Source organism: Streptomyces sp. NPDC059564 (assembly GCF_042735575.1).
In the GTDB taxonomy this organism is placed as follows: domain Bacteria; phylum Actinomycetota; class Actinomycetes; order Streptomycetales; family Streptomycetaceae; genus Streptomyces.
In genome coordinates, this window is the sequence record NZ_JBHWBP010000252.1 from 1 (window position 1) to 11260 (window position 11260).

At 70.6% G+C, this 11260-nt stretch carries 12 protein-coding genes and 2 pseudogenes; 7 read left to right on the forward strand and 7 right to left on the reverse strand.

What is annotated here, in order from left to right; translation table 11 throughout:
• Window positions 1–6: 6 nt before the first annotated feature.
• The gene (locus ACFV0Q_RS30205; RefSeq protein ID WP_385009538.1) at window positions 7–525 is read right to left on the reverse strand and encodes a TetR family transcriptional regulator; all 519 of its coding nucleotides are present in this window, start codon (window positions 523–525) and stop codon (window positions 7–9) included.
• 59 nt (window positions 526–584) lie between these two features.
• Between ACFV0Q_RS30205 and ACFV0Q_RS30210 the strand changes: the two genes are divergently transcribed.
• Together ACFV0Q_RS30210 and ACFV0Q_RS30215 are read left to right on the forward strand one after the other, a co-directional pair.
• Window positions 585–1064, forward strand: a complete 480-nt coding sequence (locus ACFV0Q_RS30210; RefSeq protein WP_385009539.1) for an SRPBCC family protein — start codon at window positions 585–587, stop codon at window positions 1062–1064.
• A gap of 285 nt (window positions 1065–1349) precedes the next feature.
• Window positions 1350–2618 carry a serine/threonine-protein kinase gene (locus ACFV0Q_RS30215; RefSeq protein WP_385009540.1) on the forward strand — a complete coding sequence of 423 codons (1269 nt, stop codon included), beginning with the start codon at window positions 1350–1352 and terminating at the stop codon, window positions 2616–2618.
• A 75-nt stretch (window positions 2619–2693) separates the two neighbouring features.
• Here the strand turns inward: ACFV0Q_RS30215 and ACFV0Q_RS30220 are convergent, their stop codons facing one another.
• Window positions 2694–3272, reverse strand: a complete 579-nt coding sequence (locus ACFV0Q_RS30220) for a TetR/AcrR family transcriptional regulator (RefSeq protein ID WP_385009541.1) — start codon at window positions 3270–3272, stop codon at window positions 2694–2696.
• A gap of 110 nt (window positions 3273–3382) precedes the next feature.
• On the opposite strand from ACFV0Q_RS30220, the gene ACFV0Q_RS30225 reads away from it, so the two are divergent.
• Complete coding sequence (locus ACFV0Q_RS30225) at window positions 3383–4222, forward strand: neutral zinc metallopeptidase (protein ID WP_385009542.1); 840 nt, start codon at window positions 3383–3385, stop codon at window positions 4220–4222.
• Window positions 4223–4382: 160 nt separating this feature from the next.
• Here the strand turns inward: ACFV0Q_RS30225 and ACFV0Q_RS30230 are convergent, their stop codons facing one another.
• Complete coding sequence (locus ACFV0Q_RS30230; protein WP_385009543.1) at window positions 4383–5222, reverse strand: NAD(P)H-binding protein; 840 nt, start codon at window positions 5220–5222, stop codon at window positions 4383–4385.
• Window positions 5223–5314: 92 nt separating this feature from the next.
• On the opposite strand from ACFV0Q_RS30230, the gene ACFV0Q_RS30235 reads away from it, so the two are divergent.
• Window positions 5315–5698 (forward strand): winged helix-turn-helix transcriptional regulator, encoded by a 384-nt coding sequence (locus ACFV0Q_RS30235; RefSeq protein ID WP_385009544.1) that lies wholly within the window; start codon window positions 5315–5317, stop codon window positions 5696–5698.
• A gap of 60 nt (window positions 5699–5758) precedes the next feature.
• Here the strand turns inward: ACFV0Q_RS30235 and ACFV0Q_RS30240 are convergent, their stop codons facing one another.
• Window positions 5759–6391 (reverse strand): DJ-1/PfpI family protein, encoded by a 633-nt coding sequence (locus ACFV0Q_RS30240; protein ID WP_385009549.1) that lies wholly within the window; start codon window positions 6389–6391, stop codon window positions 5759–5761.
• 119 nt (window positions 6392–6510) lie between these two features.
• Window positions 6511–7515 (reverse strand): GlxA family transcriptional regulator, encoded by a 1005-nt coding sequence (locus ACFV0Q_RS30245; RefSeq protein WP_385009545.1) that lies wholly within the window; start codon window positions 7513–7515, stop codon window positions 6511–6513.
• A 546-nt stretch (window positions 7516–8061) separates the two neighbouring features.
• Here ACFV0Q_RS30245 and ACFV0Q_RS30250 point away from each other — a divergent pair.
• Complete coding sequence (locus ACFV0Q_RS30250; protein ID WP_385009546.1) at window positions 8062–8502, forward strand: VOC family protein; 441 nt, start codon at window positions 8062–8064, stop codon at window positions 8500–8502.
• Window positions 8503–8607: 105 nt separating this feature from the next.
• Here ACFV0Q_RS30250 and ACFV0Q_RS30255 read toward each other — a convergent pair.
• Window positions 8608–8808: pseudogene (locus tag ACFV0Q_RS30255) on the reverse strand (anthrone oxygenase family protein); the annotation flags it as partial.
• Between the two features lie 3 nt (window positions 8809–8811).
• Here ACFV0Q_RS30255 and ACFV0Q_RS30260 point away from each other — a divergent pair.
• A pseudogene (locus ACFV0Q_RS30260) lies at window positions 8812–8916 on the forward strand (TetR family transcriptional regulator); the annotation flags it as partial.
• A 186-nt stretch (window positions 8917–9102) separates the two neighbouring features.
• Here ACFV0Q_RS30260 and ACFV0Q_RS30265 read toward each other — a convergent pair.
• Entirely contained in the window at window positions 9103–9630 is a 528-nt protein-coding gene (locus tag ACFV0Q_RS30265) for a winged helix-turn-helix transcriptional regulator (protein ID WP_385009547.1), read from the reverse strand.
• A gap of 101 nt (window positions 9631–9731) precedes the next feature.
• Here ACFV0Q_RS30265 and ACFV0Q_RS30270 point away from each other — a divergent pair, with 101 nt between their 5' ends.
• Entirely contained in the window at window positions 9732–11129 is a 1398-nt protein-coding gene (locus ACFV0Q_RS30270; RefSeq protein WP_385009548.1) for an MFS transporter, read from the forward strand.
• Window positions 11130–11260: the final 131 nt, after the last annotated feature.

Here is an 11260-nt window from a genome sequence, read left to right on the forward strand (position 1 = left end):
CACGACCTATGTCGTGGGCTGCTTCAGATGTGTATAAGTGACAGGGTCGATCTGGGCCAGGGCGATCCGGTCCCGGCCTTCGGGCCCCGTCAGGCCGAAGGCCGCGCCGACCATGCCGAGGCGGGCGAACACCCGCTCGTTGCCCCGATCCGCGCGTTCCCGGTGCTCCTCGGACCAGCCGGCCCGGCCGAACTCCTCGGCGCCGTACAGGAGCAGCGCCGCCTCCCGTGGATGGGCCCGACTCCAGGACACGACGTGCCGGGCGCCGGCGCGGGCGGCCCTGCGGGGGTCGGGGTCGCCGTCGAGCGCGGCGAGGTAGCCCTCCTGGAAGCCCTCGACGGTACGCAGCCACACCTCGGCGAGCAGCGCAGGGCGCCCCGGGAAGCGGTGGTACACGGATCCGCTGGGCGCGCCGACGGCCTGGGCGACGGCGGACATCGTGACTGCGGCCGGGCCGCCGGCGGCCGCCAGGAGGACGGCGGCGTCGAGGAGCTCGTCGGCGTCGAAGCGGGGTGGTCTCGGCATGAATCAGAGAGTACTCTCCACTTCAATTAGAGGTTGCTCTCCAATTGAAGGAGCTCGCCATGCCCGTCCACAACGTCCACGAACGCCTGCTGCCGATGACGGCGGCCGAGGCCGGCGCCCTCCTCGACTCCCTCTCCGACGGGCCGGCCGACCGGCTCTGGCCGCACCGGACCTGGTCTCCCATGGAGTTCGACCGCCCGCTGTCCGCGGGCGCGAAAGGGGGCCACGGCCCGGTCCGCTACACGGTCGCCGCGTACGTCCCGGGAACCTGGATCCGCTTCACCTTCAGCGGCCCCCGCGGTTTCCACGGCTTCCACGAGTACGCCGCGCTGCCGGTCGACGACGGACGCACGGTGCTACGGCACACCCTGTCGATGCGGGTCACCGGAATCGCCCGGCTGAGCTGGCCGTTGGCCTACCGCTGGCTGCACGACGCACTGCTGGAGGACAGCCTCGACCGTGCCGAGCACCCGGCGCGGCGCGCCCGCTGGTCCCCGTACGTCCGGCTGCTCATGGCCATCGCCCCCAAGGAACAGTGAGCTCGTCGCTTGACGTTTCAGGCTGAACAGCGCCTCGGTCTCCCAGACGGCCGGGTGCCTGTTCGACTCGATGTCGCTGCCGAGGCGGATCCGGAACCCAGCCGTCACGGGGTCACGAACCGATCGGAGCCCCGGCGCTGCCGGGTGCGTCGACGGCCACGGCCGGGCGGGGTCGGGGTCGGGGTCGGGGTTCAGGCCGAACAACTGCGCCGGGTGTGCCGTCCGAGTGATGATTCTGCTGAACGTCGGTTCGCGGCGAAGGGCGGGACAGGGGGATGCGAGGCGATGGAGGGTCAGCTTCTCGGGGGCCGGTATCAGTTGTTACGGCAACTGGGCGAAGGCGGCATGGGGCAGGTCTGGGAGGCGCGGGACGAGGTGCTGGGGCGCCTCGTGGCGGTGAAGGTGATCGCGCTGCTGGCCGGAGGCGGAAGCAGGGGCGAAGAGGTGCGCGCGAGATTCCTGCGCGAGGCGCGGATCACCGCGGTGCTGCAGCACCCCAACATCGTGACGATCCACGACCTCGGTGAGACCGGCATCGAGGGCGGCAGGGCGCCGTTCCTCGTCATGGAGCTCCTGCGCGGCGAGGGGCTCGACGCGGTCATAGGCCGTGGTCCCGCCGCCCTGCCGGACGCGGCCCGATGGGGTGCGCAGATCTGTGACGCCTTGGCCGACGCCCACGGTGCCCACGTCCTTCACCGGGACATCAAGCCCTCGAACGTACTGGTGACGGCGCCGGGTGCCGTGAAGGTCCGCGACTTCGGTATCGCGCGCGCCGCCGATCCCTACGCGACGGCGAACCGGCTCACCCAGACCGGTTTCATCGTGGGCACGCCTCCGTACATGGCCCCTGAGCAGGCACGCGGTCGCCCTGAAGCACGCAGCGACCTGTACGCGCTCGGCTGCCTCCTCTTCGAGCTGATCACCGGCCGCCTGCCGTTCCAGGCCCCCGACACGATCGGCTACCTCACCGCCCACCTCACCGAGACCCCGTCCGCCCCCAGCACGATCGCCGGCCACATCCCGCCCGACTGGGACGCACTCGTACTGACGCTGCTACGGAAAGAGCCCGGCGAACGCTACGCGAGCGCCGCCGAAGTCGCCCAAGCCCTCCGGCAACTCGAGAACCTCCGCCGTCCGCACCAGGAGGTGAAGCGGGAGCGGGGACCCGTGCACGAGCCGGCCCGGGCACCGGAGCCGACGTACGTGCCGGCCGAACGGGAGGCGTTCGTCAACGTCGCCCGGGCGCTCCGGCTCCTCGAGAACAGCCGCCGACAGCATGAGCAGCAGGAGCGCAGGCCCGGGTTCGAGCCGGCGCGCGTACCCGCTCCGACACACGCGCTGCCCCCGCCCGCCTCGACGCCCCCGGAAGGCCCGTCGGTGCTCGGATTCTTCCGCAGGCTGGTGATCGCCACGGTGATCCTGGGCGTGATCGCGGCCATCGTCCATGTCGTCGACCCGGAGGAGTCATGGTCGGTCGAAGGGCCGGACTGGTTCGTCATCGCGATCGCCGTCGGGATCTGCGGGTGGCTCACATGGAAGACCAACCGGGAGTAGATATCCTCCCGGTCCCCTCGGCCCGTTGTCGTCCAACCAGGGGGTGGGAGCTGGACCAGTGGCCGATGCTGCCGATTACAGCGACCCCATCACCGCATCCACGACCCGCTCCAGCTGCGTGGCATCCTCGGCGGTCTTCGCCAGCACCCGCATGCCGATCACCGTCGCGAGCAGCCAGGCGGCCACCGCCGCCGCGTCACGCCCGCCGTCGATTTCACCGGCCCGCTGGCCTTCCTCGACGGTCGCCCGGAACGCGCTCTCCGTACGGGCGAACATCTTGCGCACGCTGTCGGCCGCCCCGGCGTCCGAGAGGGCCAGCTCGGCGGCCGTATTGACCGCCATACAGCCACGCCGGTCCTGGTCGCCCAGGTCGAGCTCGACCAGCGCTTCCAGCGCACCCCGCAACCGGTCCTTCGCCGAACCGGGATGATCGAGGAGCTCCGCCAGCCACGCGGCCTGCGCGTCACGGTAGCGAGCCAGCGCCCGCTCGAACAACGCGTGCTTGCTGCCGAAGGTGTTGTACAAACTGCCCTTGCCGATGCCCAGCTCATCCACCAGGTCCTGAGGCGTCGTCGCCGCATACCCCTTGCGCCAGAACACGCCCATCGCGCGCTCCACCGCCACGTCCGGATCGAACTGCTTCGGCCTGCCCATGGCACCACCGTAACACCGTTCTTGACCTTGAGGTCAAATAGCAGCTGTTGCCGGGGAAGCCCGGCGGGCGCACGGTGGAGGAAGGGAAGGTCTCCGAAAGGGAGTCCGCCATGCGACGACGCACGGGTGCGACCTCGTGCACCACCTTGATGGCCGCGCTCGCCTTCGCCGTGGCCGGTCCGTCCACCGGACCGGCCACGGGAGATCCGCTGCCACCGCCGAGCCCCACCGCTCCGGCGCCGTACGCCCAGGGGATACCCACCGACACTCCGGACGGCCTCGCCACGTACCTGACGTTCGCCTTCGGCAAGATCGACGAGTACTGGAAGAACCGGTTCCAGCAGGAGAAGCTGACCGGGCCGTCCACGTACTACTCGCTCATCCGTTCCGGGCAGGAGTCCGTGAGCAAATGCCTGTCCGAGCCGGTCCAGACCGACACGGACAACTACTTCTACTGCCCGGCGGATACCTGGACCAACGAGGAGGGCACCACCTTCACGGGTGGGATCCACTTTCCCGTGGGCGCGGCCATGAACCTGCAAGCCGATACCAGCGCCTTCGCGGTGGCCACCGTCATGGCGCACGAGTACGGCCACGAGGTGACCCAGGAGTACATGACTCAGCTGAACCTCCCTGCCATCGTGCAGATGAAGGACGGCGCACCCGTCCTGGACGAGAACGGCGACACCGTTCCGGTGAAGGAGTCCGAGCTCATCGCGGACTGCTTCAGCGGCAACTGGGCCAAGTACGCCTACAGCCAGGGAATGGTCCGCCACGCGGACCTGGGGCAGGCGGTGAAGGCGCTGATGTCCGCGGCCGACACCACCATCGGCGCGCACCAGCCGCACGGCAACAAGTCCGAGCGCACGACCGCCTTCACCTTGGGCTACAACACGGGCTCCCCGCTCAAGTGCGCGCAGCAGTACTGGGTCACGTTCCCCTGGCCCTGATACGGCCTCACGGCGGGGTCGGGGCGGAGACGAAGCGCTTGGCAGCGCCCGCTTCCGCCCCGACCGGAAGTCCCAGCGCGAAGCCAACGGCGAGTCCCAGGGCCCCTCCCCATGAGCTCGCTCGGCACATCAGGCGCGGGTGCTTCAGCTGACTTACGCCTCAGCGAAAAGCGGCGATGCTGCGGGCGACCCAGTCGTTGAAGGGGCGCGGGGCGCGGCCGAGGACTCGTTCCACGTCCGGGCTGATCCGCAGTTCGGCGGGGTTCGGGGCGGCGATGATGTCCAGGGTGTCGTCGGCGAGCTCCGGCGGCACGAACCGGGTCATCGCGGCCTTGGCCTCCTCGCGGGTGAGTTCGTGGAACCGCACCGGCGAGCCGAGCGCGGCGGCGATGGCCTCCGCCTGCCGGCGCGGCGTGATCACCTCGGGCCCGGTCAGTTCGAAGACTCCGCCGGCGTGCCGGTCGTCCAGCAGGCAGGCCGCCGCGACCTCGGCGATGTCCGCCGGGTCGACGACCGGAACCCCGACATCGCCGAAGGGTGCGGCGACCGTCCCTTGCGTGCGGACGGACTCCGCCCAGGCCAGGGCATTGGAGGCGAAGCCGCCCGGTCGCAGGACGGCCCAGTCCAGGCCGGACTCTCTCAGCGCGTCCTCCACCGCGCGCATCGCGATCCGCGACGGGCCGAGCGGCCTGGTCGCCACGCCCTGCGAAGACAGCAGGACGACCCGGCGGACCCCGCCGGCCGCGGCCAGGTCGATGATGTCGGCCGGCCTGGCTTCGGGGGCGTGCAGGTCGCCGGACAGCAGGAGGAACAGCGCCTTCGCCCCCGCCAACACGGGGGCGAGGCTCTGCGGTTCGGCCAAGTCGGCCGGCACGTGCCGCACCCCGTCCGGCACCGCCGCCGCGTTCCGCGACACCGCCGTCACCTGCTCGCCCGCCTCGGCCAGGGCCTGCGTCAAAGGGCGGCCCACATTCCCGGTAGCCCCGGTCACCACGATCATGTTCAGCTCCTACTCCGTTGTGCACTGCGGAAATTGACGCTAGGAGCCGGGCTTACTTTTCGTAAGAACATACCCAGAGGTAAGCTCCGGACATGAAGGAAGGCGCGCAGCTGACGCAGGCCGAGCCGGGCCATCGCTATGAGGTGTTTCACACCGACTGCCCTGCGCGCGACATGGTCGACCACGTGACCAGCAGGTGGGGTATCTGGGTGCTGATCTCCTTGCGGAGCAACGACCTCCGGTTCTACGAGCTCCGCGACAGCATCCAGGGCATCAGCGAGAAGATGCTCGCTCAGACACTGCGCACGCTGGTCCAGGACGGCCTGGTCTGGCGGGAGGTCGAGCCGACGACGCCGCCCCAAGTCACCTACGGGCTGACCGAGTTCGGCCAGGACGTCGGTAAGCCACTGACGGACTTGTTCGACCTGATCACACAGCGGCTGCCGCCGGCGGAACGTCCGCCACGGAGCGGCTGACCACCCCCAGGCCGCGCCACCGAGCCGCCACCTCCACCGTCGAGCCCGTCACACCTGCGATTAGGCCAGCAACCGCAGTGCCAGTTCTTTGAGCTGGGGGTCGGCGTCCGTGGCATTGCCAGCGTTGAACGGGGGCTGCGGGTCGTATTCGATCGCCAGCTGGATCGCCTTCGCCGTGGTGTCTCCGGCGATCAGGGACGCCAGGTACAGGGCCATGTCCAGGCCTGCCGAGACCCCCGCCGCCGTGATGATCTTCCCAGAACGTACGTAGCGCTGAGGTAGATAGGTCACATCGAAATGGGACTGCAGATAGTCGGCAGAGGCCCAGTACGTCGTTGCCCGTCGTCCGTCCAGCAGCCCCGCCGCGGCAAGGACGAGCGCTCCTGTGCACACCGAGGTCGTCCACCGGCTGTGGCGGTCGATTCGGCGAATCCAGCTGAGCAGCGCCTGGTTCTCCATCGCCCCGACCGTGCCGCGATTGCCACCGCCCGGCACGAGCAGGACGTCCAGGCGATCGAGCTCGGCGATCGAACGCTCGGCCACCACAGCCACGTCCCCCGTGTCCGTACGGACCGGTCCTCGACGCTCGGCGACCATCGTCACGTTCGCACCCGGCAGCCGGGACAGCACCTCCGCGGGGCCTGTGGGATCCAACAGGCTGTAGCCGTCATACAGCAGGATGCCGACGTCCAGCCCTCCGTCACCCCGCCGCTCGGCGTGTGCGAACCCGCCTTGGGTCGCGGCGCCGGCGGCGGCGAGCGCGGCGGTGGCCACGGTCCCGCGCAGTAGAGCCCTGCGTGTCGCTGAATTCGTCATGACACGGGAGTCTTCTGGCCCGACGGGACGCGTGCTCGCGGCATGTCCGGCATCCTGCGAATCCTGTCTCCGCTGACTCCGTAGTGATCCAGGAATGCCTGCCGCATCGTCTGCGCCGACCCGAACCCACACCGGCGGGCGATCGCGGCCAGCGACAGCCCGCTGGACCGCACCAGATGCGCGGCCGCTTCCGTACGGGCCGCCCGCACAGCCCTGGTCGGGGTCGTCCCGAGGTGCGCGGTGTACAGGCGAGTCAGGTGCCGGGGGCTCACTCCCGCCCGGGCCGCCAGCGCCCCGGGCGTCAGGTCCTCGGCCAGGTGGCCGGCGATGTAGCCGGAGAGGTCCCGTACCAGGCGGTCACCTGGCGGTGGAGCGGCCAGGAACATGCTGATCTGGGCTTGATCGGCGGGCCTGTGCAGGTACGAGACGAGCTCACGGGCAACGGCACGGGCCAGCGTCGGCCCGTGGTCGTCCTCGATCAGTGACAGCGTCAGGTCGAGCGCGCTGGTGACCCCGGCAGAGGTGTAGACGTTGCCGTCGCGGATGTACAGCGGCCCCACGTCAACGGCCACAGCGGGATGGCGGGCGGCGAGCTGCTCGCCGTACCCCCAGTGCGTCGCCACCCGCCGATGGTCCAGCAACCCCGCGGCGGCGAGCACGTAGGTGCCGGTGCAGACGGAGGCGACGCGCCGGCTGCGCTCGGCCAGCCGCCGAACCTGTGCCAGCAACCGCCCGTCCGCGGCCGCGCACTCGTACCCGACCCCGCCCACGACGATCAACGTATCCAGTCGTCCGGTCACCGCCTCCAGTCCCCGCCCCGCCCCGAGCACGATCCCGGCCGAACTACGGGCGGCACGGCGGCCGAGGGTGCCCAGCTCGATGGCGTAGGGAGGGGACGCGCCGTACCGGTTGGCTATGTCCAGAGCGCCGCTGGGGCAGGCGATGTCTAGAATCTGCGCGTCGTCGTAAGCCACGATGAGAATGCGCCGCTGGCTGTCCATAGGACCGATACCACCACGCAACGCAGAGGCGCTGCTCAAGATCGGTCGCATCCCAGCCATGCACCGGGCGCGTGGCCGCGTGGCCGCATGGGAGGTCTTCCCATCCCCATGAACGCGGTCGTGGGTGACCAGGCACTGGGCGAGCATGGCCGCGCTACGAAGTCGGCCAGGACCAGGCCGCCGGGGAGCTGCCCGGCGGCGACCACCCGGTCCGGGAACCCGTCCTTCGCCAGCACCCGCCCGCCGAAGCGGGGTGACGACGAGGGCCCGGTGCCCGAACTCCACCCGCCAAGGGTGACCCGGCATCGTGAATTGACCGGGGTGGCGCAATGCTCAAGGGTGCACGCTGCGAATAGTCGAGGAAGCATTGAAAAGCGGGGACGGCGCGCTGCGGCTGATCGTCGTCATGCTGCTGTAGCGGTGCTGAGGCGCGATCCAGGTATTTCGGAGTTCGGCGGTCTGAGGATGTCGAGAACGTGCCACCGGCTCCGTCCCAGGGACATCAGCGGCCACCACCGGCCGCACGAGGAAGAAGGAGAAACCAGCATGGCGATTCAGCGGATGGACAACGTCGGCATCGTCGTCGATGACATGGATGCCGCCGTCGCGTTCTTCGTGGAACTCGGTATGGAGCTGGAGGGCAGGGCGGAGGTCGAAGGCCTCGTCGCCGACCAGTGCACCGGACTCGACGGCGTCCGCTGTGACATCGCGATGGTCCGGACCCCGGACGGTCACAGCCGGCTCGAGCTGGCGAAGTACCGCAGCCCCGCGGCGATCAGCGCCGGGCCGCGCAACCGGCCGCACAACATCCTGGGCACGCACCGCGTCATGTTCGCCGTCGACGACATCGAGGACACCGTTGCCCGCCTGCGCCCGCACGGCGCCGAACTCGTCGGCGAGATCGCCCGGTTCGAGGACAGCTATCTGCTCTGCTACGTCCGCGGCCCGGAGGGCATCATCGTCGGACTGGCCGAGCAACTGCGCTGAGCAGGAGAAACCGAGATCATCGAGGTTCTGAACCGCCCGTTCAGCCGGGAACTGCCTTCCGTGGGGCCGTCCGGGCAGTCGGGCGGGCGGTCTCGGACCGCGAGCTCAGACGAGCGTGGTGACCAGCAGGGCGAAGGCGGCGATGATGACGGCGACGCGGACGTAGGGGAAGCGGTCCCAGCGGTTCATCCGCTGGTTCCAGTCAGTCGGCAGGCCGTCGGCGGTCCACGTCATGACCCGGTTGTTGATCGGGGCGAGCAGCAGAATCGACATGACCCCGCTGAGGATCAGCAGCGCGGCCGCGGTGGGGCGGCCCTGCACCGGGTGGCGACGCTGACCCGGGCGGGACGACTGCCGCCGGGGGACGCCGAGCGGAGGGTGGAGCTGCTGGTGGACCGGCTCGCCGTGGTCTGACCCACCACCCAGGCAGGCAGGCAGCCGGGACGCTAGTGTCCTGACGGCCGCGCAGGCCGACACCCGTGGTCCCCGTGCGCCGGTGAGGCCCTGGCTCAGACTTTCGTCCGTGGGCTTCCAGCAGCTTGAGATCCATCGGGAGCTTGCCGATCGAGGCGGCCGCTTCACTCCTGACCGTTGCTGAGTTCAGGAGCCTTCGATCGGCCCGGCCCGATCCCATCCAGGCGCCCGCACGTCGATCGTGAGACCTGCCGACCCGACCTCCTCACCGCAGGTCCGGCACGTCGACGTCAGATCGAGGTCGTGCTCGGTGTCGTGCTCGGAGCCGGGCCCGCCGCGATGCCGGAAGGCGACCGGCGGGGTGTCCACCGCCCAGCGATCGCCCCAGGCCAGCAGCGCGCGCATCACCGGTGCGAGATCGCGGCCGGCCTCCGTGAGGTGGTATTCGAAGCGCAATGGGCGCTCGCTGTAGGCGCGGCGCTCGACCACGCCCGCCCCTTCCAGTTCGCGCAGTCTGGCGGCGAGGCGGTCGCGGGGGGCGCCGGTGTTGCGGACGATCCGGTCGAAGCGCTGGTTGCCGTAGAAGATCTCGCGGATCGCCAGGAGGGCCCAGCGTTCGCCGACGAGTTGCAGCGCGGCGGCCACGGAGCACGGCCGACCGGGCACTTCGGGGTGCGGAACCGAGTTCTCGCCCTGCTTCGCGTTCGAGGTCACGCCCCCATCCTCTCCCGAGTCCGTTGTGTTTTCAAACTCACACGGCTAGCCTCCGAGCCATGACAGTTGGATTTTCAAACCCACAAAGGGTGTCCCGAGCCGTGTTCGCGACGGTCGCGGCCGCGGTCTTCATGTCGAACCTCGACCTCTTCATCGTCAACGTGGCCCTCCCTGCGATCGGCCGCTCGTTCGGCGGCAGCGGCCTCGGCTCACTCTCCTGGGTCCTCAACGGCTACGCGATCGTCTTCGCGGCGCTCCTCGTAGTCGCCGGCCGCGTCGCCGACCGTTCCGGCCACAAGCCGGTCTTCCTGACCGGATTGGCGGTGTTCACCCTCGCCTCGGTCGGCTGCGCACTCGCTCCCAACGTCGGGACGCTGGTCGCGGCACGGCTCGTGCAGGCCGCCGGCGCCGCGCTGCTGATGCCGACGTCGCTCGCGCTACTGCTCGACACGACTGCGCCCGAGAAGCGCGCCGGGGCGGTGCGGGCCTGGGCGTCGATCGGCGGGATCGCAGCCGGACTCGGGCCGGTGGCCGGCGGGCTGCTGGTCGAGGCCGGGTGGCGCTGGGTGTTCATCGTCAACGTGCCAGGGGGGATCGCGGCGTTCGCGCTCGGTGTCAAGGTGCTGCCGTCGCCCAGGGCCGCCGGGGCGGAGAAGAGTCCGCTGCCCGACCTGTTCGGCGCCGCCCTTCTCACCGGATCGATCGCAACGCTCGCGCTCGGCCTGGTCAAGGCTCCTGACTGGGGTTGGACGAGCGCCGGCGCCCTCGGCGGCCTGGCTGCCGCGGTGCTGCTCGGCGTCTGGTTCGTCCTGCGCTCGGCCCGCCACCCGGTGCCGATCGTCGAGCTGCCGCTGCTCCGGGTTCCGGCGTTCGCATCCGCCGCGGCCGCCCTGACGCTGTTCACCGTCGCCTTCGCCGGAATGCTGCTCGGCGCGGTGCTGTGGTGCCAGGGCGTGTGGGGCTACTCGGCTCTGCGCACCGGCTTCGCCATCGCGCCGGGCCCCTTGCTGGTGCCGCCGGTCGCGTTGCGGATCGGGCCCGCCGTCGCCAGATTCGGTGCGGGCCGCATCGCGCTGGCGGGAACCGTCCTGTTCTCGGCCGGCATCCTGTGGTGGGCCGCGACGCTCGACACCGGCTCGGCCTACGCGGCCTCGCTCCTGCCCGGCATGATGCTGACCGGCCTCGGCGTCGGCATGACGCTCCCGGTCCTGACCGGGGCGTCGGCGGCCGCCCTGCCGCCGGCCCGCTTCGCCACCGGCTCGGCCATCACCTCGATGGGCCGCCAGATCGGCGCGGTCCTCGGCGTCGCGATCCTGGTAGGCCTCCTCGGCACCCCGGCCCCCGGACACGCTGTCGCCGCGTTCCAGCACTGCTGGTACGCGGTCGCCCTGGCATCCCTGCTCGCCGCGTGCGCGACGGTCCCGCTCATCCGCAAGCCCCGGCCGGCCGTCGCCAAGGCGGCCGACCTCGCGCAGGCCACGGAGGTCGGCGCCGCCTGAGAAGCGAGTCCCGTCCGTCGGTGGACGGACGGGACGTTGACCGTCGCCGTGGTGGTCGTGCCCGGGGACGACGACCGGGCGCGAGCCGCCTCCAGGCCCCGTCGGCACCCGGCCACTCGCCTTCTACGCGC